The 18,655-nt window shown below is 55.5% G+C and carries 15 protein-coding genes; 12 read left to right on the forward strand and 3 right to left on the reverse strand.

Annotated features, from left to right (window positions below):
- Window positions 1-24 precede the first annotated feature (24 nt).
- Window positions 25-1,347 carry a xylose isomerase gene (gene xylA, locus EKN83_RS11345; protein WP_126800983.1) on the reverse strand — a complete coding sequence of 441 codons (1,323 nt, stop codon included), beginning with the start codon at window positions 1,345-1,347 and terminating at the stop codon, window positions 25-27.
- 370 nt (window positions 1,348-1,717) lie between these two features.
- On the opposite strand from xylA, the gene xylF reads away from it, so the two are divergent.
- The 4 genes from xylF (at window position 1,718) to xylR (ending at window position 6,694) form a co-directional block, all read left to right on the forward strand.
- Window positions 1,718-2,710, forward strand: coding sequence for a D-xylose ABC transporter substrate-binding protein (gene xylF, locus EKN83_RS11355; RefSeq protein WP_025759158.1), 993 nt, complete (start codon window positions 1,718-1,720; stop codon window positions 2,708-2,710).
- Between the two features lie 71 nt (window positions 2,711-2,781).
- On the forward strand, window positions 2,782-4,323 hold the full coding sequence (locus EKN83_RS11360; protein ID WP_126800938.1) for a xylose ABC transporter ATP-binding protein: 1,542 nt from the start codon (window positions 2,782-2,784) through the stop codon (window positions 4,321-4,323).
- The gene (gene xylH, locus EKN83_RS11365; RefSeq protein ID WP_126800939.1) at window positions 4,301-5,482 is read left to right on the forward strand and encodes a xylose ABC transporter permease XylH; all 1,182 of its coding nucleotides are present in this window, start codon (window positions 4,301-4,303) and stop codon (window positions 5,480-5,482) included. Before EKN83_RS11360 ends, xylH begins: the two co-directional genes overlap by 23 nt.
- Window positions 5,483-5,515: 33 nt before the next feature.
- Window positions 5,516-6,694 carry a D-xylose utilization transcriptional activator XylR gene (xylR, locus tag EKN83_RS11370; RefSeq protein WP_021242460.1) on the forward strand — a complete coding sequence of 393 codons (1,179 nt, stop codon included), beginning with the start codon at window positions 5,516-5,518 and terminating at the stop codon, window positions 6,692-6,694.
- 39 nt (window positions 6,695-6,733) lie between these two features.
- On the opposite strand, the gene EKN83_RS11375 is transcribed toward xylR, so the two are convergent.
- Window positions 6,734-7,558 (reverse strand): protein bax, encoded by an 825-nt coding sequence (locus EKN83_RS11375; RefSeq protein WP_032672543.1) that lies wholly within the window; start codon window positions 7,556-7,558, stop codon window positions 6,734-6,736.
- Window positions 7,559-7,872: 314 nt separating this feature from the next.
- Here EKN83_RS11375 and EKN83_RS11380 point away from each other — a divergent pair, with 314 nt between their 5' ends.
- Together EKN83_RS11380 and avtA are read left to right on the forward strand one after the other, a co-directional pair.
- The gene (locus EKN83_RS11380) at window positions 7,873-9,903 is read left to right on the forward strand and encodes an alpha-amylase (protein WP_126800940.1); all 2,031 of its coding nucleotides are present in this window, start codon (window positions 7,873-7,875) and stop codon (window positions 9,901-9,903) included.
- Window positions 9,904-10,143: 240 nt separating this feature from the next.
- Complete coding sequence (gene avtA / locus EKN83_RS11385) at window positions 10,144-11,400, forward strand: valine--pyruvate transaminase (RefSeq protein WP_025758385.1); 1,257 nt, start codon at window positions 10,144-10,146, stop codon at window positions 11,398-11,400.
- A 72-nt stretch (window positions 11,401-11,472) separates the two neighbouring features.
- Here avtA and yiaJ read toward each other — a convergent pair whose 3' ends face one another.
- The gene (gene yiaJ / locus EKN83_RS11390; RefSeq protein WP_025758387.1) at window positions 11,473-12,285 is read right to left on the reverse strand and encodes an IclR family transcriptional regulator YiaJ; all 813 of its coding nucleotides are present in this window, start codon (window positions 12,283-12,285) and stop codon (window positions 11,473-11,475) included.
- Window positions 12,286-12,515: 230 nt separating this feature from the next.
- On the opposite strand from yiaJ, the gene yiaK reads away from it, so the two are divergent.
- The 6 genes from yiaK to ulaD all read left to right on the forward strand — a co-directional run bounded on the left by yiaK (window position 12,516) and on the right by ulaD (window position 18,654).
- Window positions 12,516-13,514, forward strand: coding sequence for a 3-dehydro-L-gulonate 2-dehydrogenase (gene yiaK, locus EKN83_RS11395; RefSeq protein ID WP_059386744.1), 999 nt, complete (start codon window positions 12,516-12,518; stop codon window positions 13,512-13,514).
- Between the two features lie 10 nt (window positions 13,515-13,524).
- Window positions 13,525-13,992, forward strand: coding sequence for a YhcH/YjgK/YiaL family protein (locus tag EKN83_RS11400; RefSeq protein WP_059386745.1), 468 nt, complete (start codon window positions 13,525-13,527; stop codon window positions 13,990-13,992).
- Window positions 13,993-14,144: 152 nt separating this feature from the next.
- A complete protein-coding gene (locus tag EKN83_RS11405) occupies window positions 14,145-15,071 on the forward strand; it encodes a DUF4862 family protein (protein WP_126800941.1) in 927 nt (308 codons plus the stop codon).
- 43 nt (window positions 15,072-15,114) lie between these two features.
- Complete coding sequence (locus tag EKN83_RS11410) at window positions 15,115-16,434, forward strand: MFS transporter (RefSeq protein WP_045286011.1); 1,320 nt, start codon at window positions 15,115-15,117, stop codon at window positions 16,432-16,434.
- Window positions 16,435-16,498: 64 nt separating this feature from the next.
- Window positions 16,499-18,004: an FGGY-family carbohydrate kinase gene (locus EKN83_RS11415; RefSeq protein WP_126800942.1), complete on the forward strand. Its 1,506-nt coding sequence runs from the start codon at window positions 16,499-16,501 to the stop codon at window positions 18,002-18,004.
- On the forward strand, window positions 18,001-18,654 hold the full coding sequence (gene ulaD, locus EKN83_RS11420) for a 3-keto-L-gulonate-6-phosphate decarboxylase UlaD (RefSeq protein WP_045286013.1): 654 nt from the start codon (window positions 18,001-18,003) through the stop codon (window positions 18,652-18,654). The genes EKN83_RS11415 and ulaD overlap by 4 nt, the downstream gene beginning before the upstream one ends.
- Window position 18,655: the final 1 nt, after the last annotated feature.

The following is an 18,655-nucleotide window of genomic DNA, read 5'->3' on the forward strand; positions in this document are numbered from 1 at the left end:
ACCGCTTACCGGGCCTGCGTGCTGTTATTTATCGAACAGGTAGTGATTGACCAGATTTTCCAGCAGCTCCTGATGTCCGCTCTGGTGCTGCGGAGCCAGCTGATGTTGTTCAGCGTACTTCGCAATTTCCGCAAGCGATAACTGACCTTTCAGAATTTGCTGGCCCAGCTCACTGTTCCAGCCGCTATACCGCTTCGCCACGCGCTTATCCAGCTCGCCGTCTTCGATCATGCGCGCGGCCACTTTCAGCGCCAGCGACATGGTGTCCATCGCGCCAATGTGGCCGTAGAACAGATCGTATTTATCGGTGCTCTGGCGACGCACTTTGGCGTCAAAGTTCAACCCACCGGTGGTGAACCCCCCCGCTTTAATAATTTCATACATCACCAGCGCATTCTCTTCCACGCTGTTCGGGAACTGGTCGGTATCCCAGCCCAGCTGCGCATCGCCACGGTTAGCATCGACAGAGCCGAAAATGCCCAGCGCAATCGCAGACGCGATCTCGTGATGGAATGAGTGGCCCGCGAGGGTGGCGTGGTTGGCTTCAATGTTAACTTTAATCTCTTTTTCCAGGCCGAACTGCTTCAGGAAGCCGTACACCGTCGCCACATCATAGTCATACTGGTGCTTGGTGGGTTCCTGCGGTTTCGGCTCAATCAGCAGCGTGCCGCGGAAACCGATTTTATGCTTATGCTCAACAACCATCTGCATAAAGCGGCCAATTTGCTCGCGCTCCTGACGCAGGTCCGTGTTAAGCAGGGTTTCGTAGCCTTCACGGCCGCCCCACAGAACATAGTTCTCACCGCCCAGCTGATGCGTGGCGTTCATGGCTGTCACCACCTGGGTGGCCGCCCAGCTAAACACTTCCGGATCCGGGTTAGTTGCTGCCCCCGCGCCGTAGCGTGGATTCGTGAAGCAGTTCGCCGTGCCCCACAGCAGCTTCACGCCACTTTGCTGCTGTTTCGCCGCCAGCACATCCACCATCTGCGCGAAGTTGTTCAGGTACTCTTTCAGCGACGCGCCCTCTGGCGACACGTCCACATCGTGGAAGCAGTAGTACGGCACGTTCAGCTTGTGGAAGAACTCAAACGCCACATCGGCTTTCCGTTTCGCCAGCTCGATAGCCTCACCCGGCTGTTGCCACGGACGGTCAAAGGAACCCACGCCGAACATGTCGGCGCCATTCCAGCAGAAGGTATGCCAGTAACAGGCAGCAAAGCGCAAATGATCTTCCATGCGCTTACCCAGCACCAGCTCATCCGGGTTGTAGTGACGAAATGCTAAAGGATTGGTCGTTTTTGGGCCTTCGTAACGAACACGATCGAGTTGGTCGAAATAAGCTTGCATATTGAGCTCCATAATCAGGGTATGCGGCGAGTCGTTGATACAGGAGTAATAGTGAATAGACATTTGGGGTTGCTCAATTACGTTATTTCACACTGCTATTGAGAGAATGCACAACTGTGCGCTGGCTCGCAAAATAATGCGCAGGCAAACTATTTTTCGGCGTGTATTCCAGAATCAAATGTAATTAAGACGTTACGTATTTTAAAATCCGATCGCGGTCATAAATTCAGAAATAAACCAAATATCATAATAGGAAGATAAAAATCTGTAATTGCCAGCCTGCCTTTCCGCGTTAAAAATTTGCTGCGTCTCAGTAGTGAATGTTTCTTTTATCTCAGCAACACATACCCCTACAAAAGGCCTAATAATTATGAAGATAAAGAACCTGACCCTAACGCTCTGCACTACGCTCCTGCTGGCAAGCTTTGCAGGCCATGCTAAGGAGGTCAAAATTGGCATGGCGATTGATGACCTGCGTCTGGAGCGCTGGCAAAAAGATCGCGATATTTTTGTTAAGAAAGCAGAATCACTTGGCGCAAGCGTGTTTGTTCAGTCGGCGAACGGCAACGAAGAAACGCAAATGTCGCAAATTGAGAATATGATTAACCGTGGTGTCGATGTCCTGGTCATTATCCCCTATAACGGCCAGGTATTAAGTAACGTGGTGAAAGAAGCCAAACAGGAAGGGATAAAAGTTCTGGCCTATGACCGTATGATTAATAATGCGGATATTGATTATTATATTTCCTTCGACAATGAAAAAGTGGGCGAATTACAGGCGCAAAGCCTGATCGACAAAGTGCCTCAGGGCAATTATTTCCTGATGGGCGGTTCACCGGTAGATAACAACGCCAAACTGTTCCGCGAAGGGCAAATGAAAGTTCTTAAGCCGTACATCGACAGCGGGAAAATTAAAGTGGTTGGCGATCAATGGGCCGACGGATGGCTGCCAGAAAACGCGCTGAAAATTATGGAGAACGCGCTGACGGCCAACAACAACAAAATTGATGCGGTCGTCGCCTCCAACGATGCCACCGCAGGCGGCGCGATTCAGGCGCTGAGCGCCCAGGGCCTGGCCGGGAAAGTGGCCATTTCAGGGCAAGATGCCGATCTGGCCGGGGTAAAACGCATTATCGCCGGCACCCAAACCATGACGGTCTACAAACCGATTACCGAGCTTGCGAATACGGCGGCGGAAATTGCCGTGGAGCTGGGCAACGGTAAGCAACCTAAAGCCGACGCGACGCTGAATAACGGGCTGAAAGACGTTCCGGCTCGTCTGCTCACCCCTATTGAAGTCAATAAAGAGAACATTGACGCCACCGTGATTAAAGACGGTTTCCACAAGAAGAGCGAACTGTAATCCGGCGCGCCCCTGCTCTGCGGGGGCGCTTCACGTTGTACTGTTCTTCCCTCGGGTTACGTGGAGCAGTTATGCCTTATTTACTTGAAATGAAAAGCATCACCAAGCGCTTCGGCACGGTGAAAGCCGTCGACAACGTCAGTCTCCGGCTGAACCCCGGCGAAGTCGTTTCGCTGTGTGGCGAGAACGGCTCGGGCAAGTCAACGCTGATGAAAGTGTTGTGCGGGATCTACCCCCATGGCAGTTACGAAGGCGAAATCGTCTTTGCCGGTGAAGTGATTCAGGCGACACACATTCGCGATACCGAACGTAAAGGCATCGCCATCATCCACCAGGAGCTGGCGCTGGTGAAGCATCTCACCGTGCTGGAGAACATTTTCCTTGGGGCCGAAATTTCCCGCCACGGCGTGCTGGATTACGACACCATGACGCTGCGCTGTGAAAAGCTGCTGGCGCAGGTTAGCCTCAGCATTTCACCGGACACCCGCGTGGGAGATCTGGGCCTGGGGCAGCAGCAGCTGGTCGAAATTGCGAAAGCGCTGAATAAACAGGTCAGGCTGCTCATACTCGATGAGCCCACGGCGTCACTCACCGAACAGGAAACCGCGGTTCTGCTCAATATCATCCGCGACCTGCAAAACCACGGCATCGCCTGCATCTACATTTCGCACAAGCTCAACGAGGTCAAAGCCATTTCGGACACCATTTGCGTGATCCGCGACGGACAACACATCGGCACGCGTGAAGCCGCGGGCATGAGTGAAGATGACATCATCACTATGATGGTGGGCCGCGAGCTGACGGCGCTCTACCCTAATCAACCTCACACCACCGGTGACGAAGTGTTACGCGTGGAAAACCTGACGGCATGGCATCCCGTTAACCGCCACATTAAGCGCGTCAATAACGTCTCGTTTTCTCTTCACAGCGGTGAAATTCTGGGGATTGCGGGGCTTGTCGGGGCCGGGCGAACCGAAGCCGTACAGTGTCTGTTTGGCGTGTGGCCGGGGCGCTGGGAGGGCAAGATTTATATCGACGGCCAGCCGGTGAAAATTGACAACTGCCAGCAGGCGATTGCCCACGGCATTGCCATGGTCCCGGAAGACCGTAAAAAAGACGGCATCGTGCCGGTGATGGCGGTCGGTAAAAATATCACGCTGGCAGCACTCGATCAGTTCTCCGGTGCGCTAAGCAGCCTGGACGATGCCGCAGAGCAGCAGTGTATTCTGCAGTCTCTCGCCCGCCTCAAGGTGAAGACATCCTCTCCTGAACTGGCCATTGGTCGTCTGAGCGGCGGCAACCAACAAAAAGCGATTCTGGCGCGCTGCCTGCTTCTTAACCCACGCATATTAATCCTTGATGAGCCCACGCGAGGGATTGATATCGGTGCCAAATATGAAATCTACAAACTGATTAATCAGCTTGTACAGCAAGGGATTGCCGTCATTGTCATCTCGTCTGAGTTACCCGAAGTGCTCGGCCTGAGCGACCGTGTGCTGGTCATGCACGAGGGAAAACTGAAAGCCAACCTGATTAACCAGAACCTGACGCAGGAGCAGGTGATGGAAGCCGCTTTAAGGAGCGAACGTCATGTCGAAAAGCAATCCGTCTGATATCAAAGTCGCTGTTCCGACGCCCGGCGCGTTTGCGGGGCTAAAAGCGCTGAACCTGCAGGTTTTCGTGATGATCGCGGCGATTATCGTCATCATGCTGTTTTTTACCTGGATGACCGATGGCTCGTACCTGAGCGCGCGTAATGTCTCAAACCTGCTGCGCCAGACCGCCATCACCGGCATTCTGGCCGTGGGAATGGTGTTTGTGATTATCTCCGCGGAAATCGACCTGTCGGTCGGGTCGATGATGGGCCTGCTTGGCGGCGTGGCGGCCATTTTTGACGTCTGGCTTGGCTGGCCGCTGCCGCTGACCGTGGCGGTCACGCTGGTATTTGGCCTGGTATTGGGTGCCTGGAACGGCTGGTGGGTTGCCTACCGTAAAGTGCCGTCGTTCATTGTTACCCTGGCAGGAATGCTGGCCTTCCGCGGGATCTTAATCGGCATCACCAACGGCACCACCGTCTCCCCCACCAGCGCGGCTATGTCGCAGATTGGCCAGAGTTACCTCTCAGACAGCATAGGCTTTACGATTGGGGTGATTGGTCTGCTGGCGTTTGTCGCGTGGCAGTGGCGCGGTCGTATGCGCCGTCAGGCGCTGGGGCTGGCGTCGCCGGCGTCAACGTCGGTGGTCGGGCGTCAGGCGCTCACCGCAGTCATTGTGCTCGGCGCAATCTGGCTCCTGAACGACTATCGCGGCGTCCCTACGCCGGTATTGCTGCTGGCCCTCTTACTGCTGGGCGGCATGTTTATGGCCACCCGTACCGCCTTCGGTCGCCGTATTTACGCCATCGGTGGCAACCTTGAAGCCGCCCGTCTGTCGGGGATTAACGTCGAGCGTACCAAACTGGCCGTCTTCGCCATTAATGGCCTGATGGTCGCCATTGCCGGGCTGATCCTCAGCTCGCGTCTGGGGGCCGGTTCTCCCTCCGCCGGCAACATCGCCGAGCTGGATGCTATTGCCGCCTGCGTCATTGGCGGCACCAGCCTCGCAGGCGGTATCGGTAGCGTGGCGGGCGCGGTGATGGGGGCATTTATTATGGCTTCGCTGGATAACGGGATGAGTATGATGGACGTCCCGACGTTTTGGCAGTATATCGTCAAGGGGGCCATTCTCTTGCTGGCAGTCTGGATGGACTCAGCAACCAAGCGACGGGCCTGATAACGGTATTGTGACTTAATTGGGAAGTGAGCCATGTTTGAAAAGCGTCACCGCATTACGTTGTTATTCAATGCCAATAAAGCCTACGACCGTCAGGTGGTTGAAGGGGTTGGCGAATATTTGCAGGCGTCGCAATCGGAGTGGGATATCTTTATTGAAGAAGATTTCCGCACCCGTCTGGAGAACATTAAAGACTGGCTGGGCGATGGTGTCATCGCCGACTATGACGACCCCGTCATTGAGCAACTGCTGACCGACGTCGACGTCCCGATTGTGGGCGTCGGCGGCTCCTACCATTCCCCGGAACACTATCCGCCAGTCCATTATATTGCTACCGATAACCATGCCCTGGTCGAAGCGGCCTTTCTCCATTTAAAAGAGAAAGGCGTTCATCGTTTCGCGTTTTATGGTTTGCCCGCCACCAGCGGCAAGCGCTGGGCCGTTGAGCGTGAGCACGCGTTTTGTCAGCTGGTCGCGCAGGAAAAGTACCGCGGCGTGGTCTATCAGGGGCTGGAAACCGCACCGGAGAACTGGCAGCACGCGCAAAACCGCCTGGCAGACTGGCTGCAAACGCTGCCGCCGCAAACCGGTATTATTGCCGTTACGGATGCCCGCGCGCGCCACGTGCTGCAGGTCTGCGAACATTTACACATCCCGGTACCTGAAAAACTGTGCGTGATTGGCATTGATAACGAAGAACTTACCCGCTATCTGTCTCGCGTGGCGCTCTCTTCCGTTGCTCAGGGCACACGTCAGATGGGGTATCAGGCGGCGAAGCTGCTGCATCGTCTGCTGGATAAAGAGTCTCTGCCGCTTCAGCGCTTGCTGGTACCCCCTGTGCGGGTCGTTGAACGGCGCTCAACCGACTATCGCTCTTTAAGCGATCCTGCCGTCATTCAGGCCATGCACTACATTCGCAACCACGCGTGTAAAGGGATTAAGGTCGATCAGGTTCTGGATTCAGTGGGCATCTCGCGTTCGAATCTGGAGAAGCGCTTCAAAGAAGAGGTGGGCGAAACCATTCATGCGGTTATCCATGCTGAGAAGCTGGAGAAGGCCCGCAGCCTGCTCATCTCCACGTCGCTGTCGATCAACGAAATTTCGCAGATGTGCGGTTACCCATCCCTGCAGTATTTCTATTCGGTGTTTCGCAAAGAATATGACACCACACCCAAAGAGTACCGGGATCGCCACAGCGAGGTGCTGATATAGAAAAGAAAACGCCTTCCAGTGGAAGGCGTTCTTTTAAGATTACATATGGGCGGCAATTAAGCGCTGGTTATCCTGATACATCGCGAACAGATAGTTGTTATAGCTCTGCCCCTTCGTCGAATACCCTTTCAGCTTGTGGATCATCGTACTGGCCGTCACTTCCTGGTCCGCTTTACGCAACTGCGCGCGTGATTTACGGAACGATGAGTAGGCCGGGTGCGTGTTCAGATTCACCACGTAGGCATTCACAGAATCTTTCACTGATTCAAACTGAGAATAACCTTTCACCTTGCCAGGCGCATTGTTACAACGACCTTTCACACACTTCATACCGAAAAGGTTATTGTTGTTTCGCGCAAGTTTAGAGGTCCCCCAGCCGCTTTCAGCAGCCGCCATGGTCGCAACCATGCTACCCGGGATGATATCCACACGCTCAAGGAGAGCGTTCCACGGCACACGACGAGTGTTACCGTTCCAGCTCAGCTTGTAGCGCTTCGTGATATCTTTCAGACGCGCGCGCTCTGACGGCGACCAGCGGCTATCGTACTGTTTCGAAATCAGCCAGTTACGATCCGCAGTAATCGCGGCATTTTGACTCGTGATGTAAGGCATTACCGTCCGGAGAAACGCTTTTTTCCTTGGTGTTCCGGAAGGGTATTTTCGCAAATCAGGAAGTGAACTACTCTTTGCACTATTGCGAGAATACTCTTGTTTACTGCTAACCTTACTACTTGTCGTCTTTATTACGTGGGCTTTCTTACTCGTTGTATCCGTGTGCGTCTTCGCAAGCACCTCACCCGAAAATGCCGTGGTGAGTAACATGAGTATCGCAGCCCCATATCGTCGGATGGGAGTCGATATCATTAGGTCTCCTGGTCGGATGTAATCATCCTAACACCTTATTTTTTTCACAAATTTGAGAGCGGAATCTCAAATCATATCAAAAATAGACTTCAAGAGCACGTATAGAAATAGTCCAATTCTGAAACTATGTCATCTGAAACTTGCTCATTTAAGCATCAATTCTGAAAAAATGTGTGCGATCTCGCAGATAACTGCCTAATTTTGCGCGAGATCACTCATCCTCACGCATCCTCCGGGCAGAAAGCGCCGGGGGATGAGTTTTTACCCTCCGCCTGGTGGCACACTGGTCAAAAATGCCGCGACAGGAAAATGGAATGAAACGCACCGCAATAGCCTTTCTGATGTTACCCGCACTGGCACATGCTGACTGGTCGTCACCGGGGTTTAACGCCTTTAGCGCCGAAGGCACCGGCGTTTTCATAAGCCAGGCAAAGCTTGCGAAGGGTACGCGTCCTTTGACCGTGAGTTTTGACAACACGTGCTGGCAGCCAACAGACGCGATAAAACTCAATGAGATGCTGTCACTTAAACCCTGTGACGGCACGCCGCCGCAGTGGCGCCTGTTCCGCGACGGTGAATACCAGATGCGGATAGACACCCGCTCCGGCACGCCCACTCTGCTGCTGACCATCCAGAGCACTGCAGAACAGCCGGTGGCAAACGTCATCCGCCAGTGCCCGACGTGGGACGGTAAACCGCTGACGCTGGACGTCAGCCATACCTTCCCGGAAGGCTCGGTCGTGCGCGACTATTACAGTAAACAGACCGCGACAGTGCAGAACGGAAAAATCACTCTGCAGCCAGCTGCCAACAGCAATGGCCTGCTGCTGCTTGAGCGCGCAGAAACCGACAAACCCGCGCCGTTTAGCTGGCAAAACGCCACCGTCTATTTTGTACTGACCGACCGCTATGTGAATGGCGATCCTGGCAACGACAACAGCTATGGCCGTCATAAAGACGGCATGCAGGAGATAGGCACATTCCACGGCGGCGATCTTAAGGGACTGGCCAGCAAGCTCGATTACTTACAGCAGCTGGGCGTGAATGCCCTCTGGATAAGCTCTCCGCTTGAGCAGATCCATGGCTGGGTGGGCGGGGGGACCAAAGGTGACTTCCCTCATTACGCCTATCACGGCTACTACACCCAGGACTGGACAACGCTTGATGCCAACATGGGTAGCGAAGAGGATTTACGCCATCTTGTTGATGAAGCGCATAAACGCGGCATTCGCATCCTGTTCGATATCGTGATGAACCACACGGGCTACGCAACGCTTGCGGACATGCAGGAGTATCAGTTTGGCGCCCTGTACCTGCAGGGCGATGAGCTGAAAAAGACGCTGGGAGAGCGCTGGACAAACTGGACGCCGGGCGCAGGCCAAAGCTGGCACAGCTTTAACGACTACATCAACTTCAGCGACAAAGCCGCATGGGAAAAATGGTGGGGGAAAAAGTGGATCCGCACCGACATTGGCGATTACGACAACCCCGGCTTCGATGATTTAACGATGTCGCTGGCGTTCTTACCCGATTTGAAAACGGAATCCACCGCGCCTTCCGGGTTACCCAACTTCTATCAACACAAACCCGATACCCATGCGAAAGCCATTCCGGGCTATACCCCGCGCGATTACCTGACCCACTGGCTCAGCCAGTGGGTCAGGGACTATGGCATTGACGGTTTCCGGGTGGATACCGCCAAACACGTCGAACTTGCGGCCTGGCAACAGCTGAAAGACCAGGCAAGCCAGGCGCTGGCTGCCTGGAAAGGCGCGAACCCGGACAAAAAGCTCGACAACGCGCCATTCTGGATTACAGGGGAATCCTGGGGCCACGGGGTCATGCAGAGCGATTATTATCGCCACGGCTTCGACGCGATGATCAACTTCGATTATCAGGAGCAGGCGGCGAAAGCGGTAAATTGCCTGGCTGATATGGACCTCACGTGGCAGCAGATGGCGGAAAAGCTGCAAAGCTTCAATGTGCTGAGCTATCTCTCCTCGCATGACACGCGCCTGTTCCGTGAAGGCGGCCAGCGCGCGGCCGAACTGCTGCTGTTAGCACCGGGTAGCGTTCAAATCTATTACGGAGATGAATCTGAACGTCCGTTCGGCCCGACGGGTTCCGACCCGCTGCAGGGCACCCGCTCGGACATGAACTGGCAGGACGTGACGGGCAAACAGGCCTTAACCGTCGCCCACTGGCAAACGCTGGGTCAGTTCCGCGCCCGCCATCCCGCGATAGGTGAAGGCAAGCAAACCACGCTGTCGCTGAAAGAGGGGTATGGCTTCGTGCGCGAGCATAAGGGCGATAAGGTGATGGTGGTTTGGGCAGGTAATCAATAATTTACCCCCTCACCCTAACCCTCTCCCCAAGGGGAGAGGGAATTGCACGGTGCGGTCTTTTCCCCCTCGCCCCTTTGGGGAGAGGGCCGGGGTGAGGGGAAAAGCACCAGAACTATTCACTACATAAAGCCACTCCCACCCTATAAAACAACAAATCCGACCACACCAGCCGATTTGCACCAGCACGGTGCTAGCGTTATGGTTACCCACTTTCAAAATAAGCTCGACAGATCACCTGCTATGACGTTTTCACTTTTCGGCGACAAATTTACCCGCCATTCAGGCATTACTCGCCTGATGGAGGACCTCAACGACGGGCTGCGCACACCGGGCGCAATCATGCTCGGCGGCGGAAACCCGGCTCAAATCCCGGAGATGAATACCTATTTCCAGACCCTGCTTGCTCAGATGCTGGAAAGCGGCAAAGCAACCGATGCGCTTTGCAATTACGACGGCCCGCAGGGGAAAACTGAACTGCTGGCACTCCTCGCTGAAATGCTGCGTGACGAGCTGGGCTGGGATATCGAACCACAGAATATTGCACTGACAAACGGCAGCCAGAGCGCATTTTTCTACTTGTTTAACCTCTTCGCTGGGCGTCGCGCCGACGGCACCACCAAAAAAGTGCTGTTCCCGCTGGCGCCAGAGTACATCGGCTACGCCGATTCCGGCCTGGAAGAGGATCTGTTCGTCTCCGCGCGCCCGAACATCGAACTGCTGCCGGAAGGCCAGTTCAAATATCACGTCGATTTTGAACATCTGCATATTGGTGAAGAGACGGGCATGATCTGCGTATCACGTCCCACGAACCCAACGGGCAACGTGATCACCGACGAGGAGTTAATGAAGCTGGATGCGCTGGCGAATCAGCACGGCATCCCGCTGGTGATCGATAACGCCTACGGCGTACCGTTCCCCGGTATTATCTTCAGCGAAGCACGTCCACTGTGGAACCCGAACATTGTCCTGTGCATGAGCCTCTCTAAGCTGGGCCTGCCGGGCAGCCGCTGCGGCATCATCATTGCCAATGAGAAAATCATCACCGCCATTACCAATATGAACGGCATTATCAGCCTTTCACCGGGCGGCATCGGTCCGGCGATGATGTGCGAAATGATCAAACGCAACGACCTGCTGCGCCTGTCGAATGAGGTGATCAAGCCGTTCTATTACCAGCGCGTTCAGGAAACCATTGCGATTCTTCGCCGCTATTTACCGGAAGAACGCTGCCTGATCCACAAACCTGAAGGGGCGATTTTCCTGTGGCTGTGGTTTAAGGACCTGCCTATCACCACCGAACTGCTCTACCAGCGCCTGAAAAAGCGCGGCGTACTGATGGTACCAGGTGATTACTTCTTCCCGGGGCTGGATAAGCCGTGGCCACATACACATCAGTGCATGCGGATGAACTACGTGCCCGATCCGGAAAAAATTGAAGCCGGGGTGAAAATTCTCGCCGAAGAGATCGAATACGCCTGGCGCGAAGATACGCAGTAAGGGCTTACGCCAGATGACGCACCAGACGGTACGTCATCTGGCAGGCTCCGCAACGATAAACCTGCCCTTCTGCTACGCCTCGCGCACGTTAAAACCCAGCTCTTTTGAAATAGCCTCTGCCGTTTCGCGCAGCGGCTTGAGTAAATTCTTTTCGCCCACCTGCTTCATGCGCGACGTCGACAGCGATATAGAGATCGCGTACGGCACGCGGCCATGAATATCAAATACCGGCACGGCAATACAGGAGACACCCAGTTCGTTCTCTTCTTTGTCCATCGCCATGCTGTGCTCGCGGATCGTTGCCAGCTCGTCATACATCGCGCTCAGTTCGGTGATGGTATTGCGGGTCAACGGCTGGATCTGATCCTGGTGGCTTTCCCAGTAGCTCGCCACATACGCCTGTTGACCAAACGCCATGTAGATCTTGCCCATCGCAGAGCAGTAGAGCGGCATATGCTGACCGATATAAGCACGCGTGCGCAGCATACCGGTTGTCGGTTCAAGCTTATAAATCAGAATAGCGTGGTCGTCTTCCCGGCTGGAGAAGTTCACCGTCTCGCCGGTAGCAATGTTCAGCGCTTCAAGGTGTGGCGCCGCCACGTGGATAATATTCAGCGATGACAGCGCCTTTTGCCCGACGGCGATAAATTTGGTGGTCAGGCGATAGCTCCCCGCCGCAGGTGCCGGCGTGACGTACCCGCACGACTGCAATCCCTGCAGCAACCGGTGCACGGTGCTCTTATTTAGCCCCGCCAGTTCCGATAAATGCGCCAGCGGACAGCCGTTCGGATAGTTACTGAGGATCTCAATCAGCATCAGGCCGCGAAACAAGCTCTGGCTGCCTGCTGGCCTCTCTTTTTCTTGCGTCATTTCGCTCTCTTTCATGCTTTTCCCATGGCTCCTGTTTAGCGCGTCCTGATGGTAGCGCAAAGTGTGGGTCAGTTCACGATCTCGACAGAAAAAATACAACCAGTTGATTTTAATCGATTTTGAAAAACAGGAATGTCGTTGATCTGACAAATTTTGATCGCTATATTTGAAATCAGATTTCGCATAGTGAAATTTAGCGATAAAAAAGCACTCGCACTTGCCCCGACAAAAACAGGAGAACAGGGATGAAAGTGACCTTCGAAGAGTTGAAAGCGGCGTTCAATCGGGTTCTGCTCGATCGCGGTGTCAGCGCGGACACCGCGGACGCCTGCGCGGAGATGTTTGCCCGCACCACGGAATCCGGCGTCTATTCGCATGGCGTCAACCGCTTCCCGCGCTTTATTCAGCAGCTTGACGCCGGCGACATCATTCCTGACGCCCAGCCAAAACGGGTTACCACATTAGGGGCCATCGAACAGTGGGATGCACAGCGATCCATCGGCAACCTGACAGCGAAGAAGATGATGGACCGCGCCACCGAGCTGGCGTCCGATCACGGGATTGGTCTGGTGGCGCTGCGTAACGCGAACCACTGGATGCGCGGCGGCAGCTACGGGTGGCAAGCCGCCGAGAAGGGCTATATCGGGATTTGCTGGACCAACTCCATAGCCGTGATGCCCGCCTGGGGCTCAAAAACGTGTTGCATCGGCACCAACCCGCTGATCGTGGCCATTCCTTCCAGCCCGATCACCATGGTCGATATGTCGATGTCGATGTTTTCCTACGGCATGCTGGAGGTCAATCGTCTCGCGGGGCGCGAACTCCCGGTAGACGGCGGCTTTGACGACGAGGGTAATCTCACCAGAGAGCCTGGCGTGATTGAGAAAAACCGTCGCATCCTGCCGATGGGATACTGGAAAGGCTCAGGCTTATCGATCGTGCTCGATATGATCGCCACCTTGCTCTCCAACGGCGCGTCCGTGGCGGAAGTCACCCAGGACAACAGTGACGAATACGGCGTGTCGCAGATCTTTATCGCCATCGAGGTCGATCGCCTGATCGACGGACCAACCCGCGACGCTAAGCTGCAGCGCATCATGGACTTTATCACTACCGCAGAGCGGTCAGATGAAAACGTGGCGGTCCGTCTGCCGGGGCATGAATTTACGCGTCATCTGGAAGAGAACCGTCGCCACGGTATCACCATCGACGACAGCGTGTGGGCGAAAATCCAGGCACTGTAAGGAGTGGACCATGATATTCGGACATATCTCGCAGCCCAATCCGTGCCGCCTGCCACGCGCCATTGAAAAAGCACTGGATTTTCTGCGTACCACGGATTTCACCTCCCTGATGCCGGGCGTCGTTGAAATCGAAGGACGTAACATCTTTGCTCAGGTGCTCGACCTGACCACCAAAGCACAGCATGAGAATCGCCCGGAAGTACATCGCCGCTACCTCGATATTCAATTCCTGGCCTCCGGCGAAGAGAAAATCGGTATCGCTATTGATACCGGCAATAACGAAATAAGCGAATCATTGCTCGAACAGCGGGATATTATTTTTTATCACGACAGCGAAAATGAGTCGTTTATTGAAATGGTACCGGGCAGCTACGCCATATTTTTCCCGCAGGACGTTCACCGCCCTGCCTGTATTAAAAATAAAAGTTCTGCAATTCGTAAAATTGTGGTGAAAGTTGCCATCAGCGAATTGAATTAATTTTTTTATATACCCTAAATAATTCGAGTTGCAGGAAGGCGGCAAGGGAGTGAATCCCCAGGAGCTTACATAAGTAAGTGACTGGGGTGAACGAGTGCAGCCAACGCACATGCAACTTGAAGTATGACGGGTATAAATAGTGGAAACGCGAAATGACCAACACCGGGTTTATTATTGGTGCGTATCCCTGCGCACCCTCGTTTCATCAGCAAGGGGAACAAGAAGAACGGGCCTTCTGGCGGGCACTTTCCGACACGCCGGATATCCGAGGGCTGGAACAACCGTGTCTGGAAAATCTCCATCCGTTTGGTGATGAATGGCTGTTCCGCCATACGCCAGGCGACTGGCAAATGGTTGTCACCGCCGTTATGGAAACCATGCGCCGCCGGGGCACCCACGGTGCGTTTGGCCTGGCATCTGCTGACGAAGCGCAGCGTAAAGCCTGCGTCAATTTCTACCGTCATCTGCACCAGAAAATTGACGCCGTGAATGCCCGTTTTCCGGGAAAAATTATCGCGCTGGAAATGCAGGCGGCTCCGCAGATCGGCAATGCTTCTGTCGAGCAGGCCACCGATGCATTTTCCCGCTCTGTTCGCGAAATCACCGCGTGGGACTGGGCCTGCGACCTGGTGCTTGAACATTGTGATGCCATGACAGGTCTCGCCCCGCGCAAGGGTTTCCTGCCTCTGAAGCAGGTTCTGGAGGCGATCAACGAGACCGATATCAGCGTCTGCATCAACTGGGCGCGTTCGGCCATTGAGGGACGCAACACAACGCTTCCGGTTGAGCATGTGCAAACCGCCCTTCAGGCCGGAAAGCTAGGCGCGCTGATGTTCTCCGGTACCACCCTCAGCGGGGAGTACGGCGAATGGCAGGATCTGCACGCGCCGTTTTCTTCGTTCTGCGCCGACAGCCTGATGTCCACTGAACATGTAAAAACACTGTTTACTGCGGCGCACGCCGCAACGTTGAAATTCTCCGGTATTAAATTACTGGAAATAAATGCTAATGCTGACGTCGGGCATCGTATCGCTATTTTACGCGACGGCATTAGCGCGATGAAAAAAGCAACACAATAACAATAAAAACGTAATTCCGGTTACCTACACTGAGAGATTAAATATGACTACGTCTACTCAAGCCCTACATGCGGACATTCCGCGCCAGCGCTGGCTAAGAATCATTCCTCCTATTCTTATCGCCTGTATTATTTCTTATATGGACCGTGTGAATATCGCTTTTGCCATGCCGGGCGGTATGGATGAAGAGTTGGGTATTTCCGCCACCATGGCAGGTCTGGCGGGCGGGATATTCTTTATCGGTTATCTGTTCCTGCAGGTTCCCGGCGGCAAGATTGCCGTCCACGGCAGCGGCAAGAAGTTTATCGGCTGGTCACTGGTCGCCTGGGCGGTGATCTCGGTTCTGACCGGGCTTGTGACGAATCAGTATCAGCTTCTGGTGCTGCGTTTCTTACTCGGTGTGGCGGAAGGGGGGATGCTGCCCGTTGTGCTCACCATGATCAGCAACTGGTTCCCGGATGCCGAGCGCGGTCGCGCCAACGCCATTGTGATCATGTTTGTGCCCATCGCCGGGATCATCACCGCCCCGCTGTCGGGCTGGATTATTACCGCACTCGACTGGCGCTGGCTGTTTATCATTGAAGGGCTGATGTCCATCGCGGTGCTGGTGCTGTGGGCGTTCACCATTTATGACCGTCCCCAGGAAGCCCGCTGGATCTCAGACGCTGAGAAAAACTATCTGGTGCACACGCTGGCGGCTGAACAGCAGGCCATCGCCGGAAAAGAGGTGAAAAACGCCTCGCTCAGCGCGGTGCTGTCAGACAAAACCATGTGGCAGTTGATCGCCCTGAACTTCTTCTATCAGACCGGAATTTACGGTTACACCCTCTGGCTGCCCACCATTCTCAAAGAGCTGACGCACACCAGCATCGGCCAGGTGGGAGTGCTCGCGATCCTGCCTTACATCGGCGCTATTGCGGGCATGTTCCTGTTCTCTACGCTCTCTGACCGAACCGGCAAGCGCAAGCTGTTTGTCTCCCTGCCGTTGATTGGTTTCGCGCTCTGCATGTTCCTCTCGGTGGCGCTCAAAGCGAATACCTGGCTGGCCTATGCCGCTCTGGTGGGCTGTGGTTTCTTCCTGCAGTCGGCCGCAGGCGTGTTCTGGACCATTCCGGCCCGCCTGTTCAGCGCGGAGATGGCGGGCGGTGCGCGTGGCGTGATCAACGCCCTGGGCAACCTCGGTGGCTTCTGCGGCCCGTATGCGGTAGGCGTGCTGATCACGCTCTACAGCAAAGATGCGGGAGTGTACTGCCTGGCGGTCTCTCTGGCGCTGGCATCGCTGCTGGCCCTGCTGCTGCCGGCGAAATGCGATGCGGGGGCAGAGCCCAATCCCACGGTGAACCCCCATAAACGTGCGGCCTGATGCCCTCAAACCGAACCGTAGGCCGGGTAAGCGCAGCGCCACCCGGCGAATAAGCGAGATAAAGATGAGTGAAAAAGAGCCCTTCTGGCTGGGTATCGATTGTGGCGGTACTTATCTGAAAGCCGGTTTATACAACAGCCAGGGCAAAGAAGTCAGAATCGAACGCCGCTCCGTTGCCACGCTCAGCCCACGAGCGGGCTACGCCGAGCGGGATATGCACCAGCTGTGGCAGCACTGCCACGCGACCGTGGCCTTGCTGCTCAACCATTCAGGGGTAAACGGAAAACAGATCAAGGGTGTCGGTATTTCCGCGCAGGGCAAGGGACTGTTTTTACTCGATAAACATGACCAGCCGTTGGGCAACGCTATCCTCTCCTCTGACCGCCGGGCCCAGGACATTGTGCAGCGCTGGCAGCAGGACGGTATTCCCGAAAAACTGTATCCGCATACGCGCCAGACGCTGTGGACCGGGCATCCGGTCTCCCTGCTGCGCTGGATCAAAGAGAACGAACCGCAGCGGTATCAGCAAATCGGCTGCGTGATGATGGCGCACGACTATCTTCGCTGGTGCCTCACCGGCGTAAAAGGCGGCGAAGAGAGCAACATTTCCGAGTCCAACCTCTACAACATGAACACCGGTCAGTACGACCCACAGCTTACGCGCTGGCTGGGTATCAGCGAGGTTGACGGCGCACTGCCGCCGGTTGTCGGTTCAGCAGAAATTTGCGGGGAAATCACCCCTCAGGCAGCCGCGCTTACCGGTCTCGCGGCGGGCACACCCGTCGTGGGTGGACTGTTTGATGTGGTTTCCACCGCGATCTGCGCCGGACTGCATGACGAACATACGCTGAACGCCGTGATGGGCACCTGGGCCGTCACCAGCGGGATCGCCAGTGCGCTTCGCGACAACGAACCGTTCCCGTACGTCTATGGTCGCTACGTGCATCCACAGCAATACATCGTGCACGAAGCCAGCCCTACCTCGTCCGGCAACCTGGAGTGGCTGACTGCGCAGTGGGGCGACATGTCATTCGATGAGATCAACCTTGCCGTCGCCAGCCTGCCGAAAGCCGAAAGCGATCTGTTCTTCCTGCCGTTCCTTTACGGCAGCAACGCCGGGCTGGAGATGACCAGCGGTTTCTACGGTATGCAGGCGCTGCACACCCGCGCGCATCTGCTCCAGGCAGTTTATGAGGGCGTGGTATTTAGCCACATGACCCACCTCAACCGTATGCTCGAACGCTTTACCCACGTTCATGCCCTGCGCGTAACGGGGGGACCCACCCATTCTGAGGTGTGGATGCAAATGCTTGCAGACATCAGCGGCCTGGCCATTGAACTGCCGCAGGTTGAGGAGACCGGTTGTTCCGGCGCGGCGCTGGCTGCCCTGGTTGGCACTGGCGTATATCCCGATTTTCACGCGGCGCAACGCGCCCTTCGACACGACATTCGGGTCATTGAACCTGACATGCACGCCCATGCAGCCTATCAGCGTAAGTATCAGCGCTACCGGCTACTGATTTCAGCACTACAGGGCTACCACGCCCGCGTTAAGGAGTACGACCTATGAGCCGACCATTATTGCAGCTGGCGCTCGACCACACCTCTCTGCAGGCCGCGCAGCGCGATGTCGCGACGCTTGCAGATCACGTTGATATTGTCGAAGCGGGCACCCTTTTGTGCCTGACCGAAGGGCTGAACGCCGTACGCGCCCTGCGCGCGCAGTGCCCGGATAAGATCGTCGTGGCGGACTGGAAAGTGGCCGATGCCGGAGAAACGCTGGCGGAACAGGCGTTTGGCGCTGGCGCGAACTGGATGACCATCATCTGCGCCGCACCGCTGGCGACCGTTGAAAGAGGCCACGAAGTAGCACTGCGTTGCGGGGGAGAAATCCAGATGGAACTCTTTGGCCACTGGACGCTGGACGACGCGCGCGCCTGGCAGCGCATCGGCGTGAAGCAGGCCATTTATCACCGGGGTCGCGACGCCCAGGCCAGCGGACAGCAGTGGGGCGAGGCGGATCTCGCCAGAATGAAAGCCCTCTCCGACATCGGTTTGCAGATCTCGATCACCGGCGGCATCACCCCCGCCGACCTGCCGCTGTTTAAGCAGATCAACGTGAAAGCCTTCATTGCCGGACGCGCGCTGGCAGGCGCGGCCAATCCATCGCAGGTGGCGCACGCGTTCCATTCACAAATCCGCGACATCTGGGGAGCGTAAC

Source organism: Enterobacter sp. WCHEn090032, assembly GCF_003986875.1.
GTDB classification, from domain to species: Bacteria; Pseudomonadota; Gammaproteobacteria; order Enterobacterales; family Enterobacteriaceae; genus Enterobacter; species Enterobacter sichuanensis.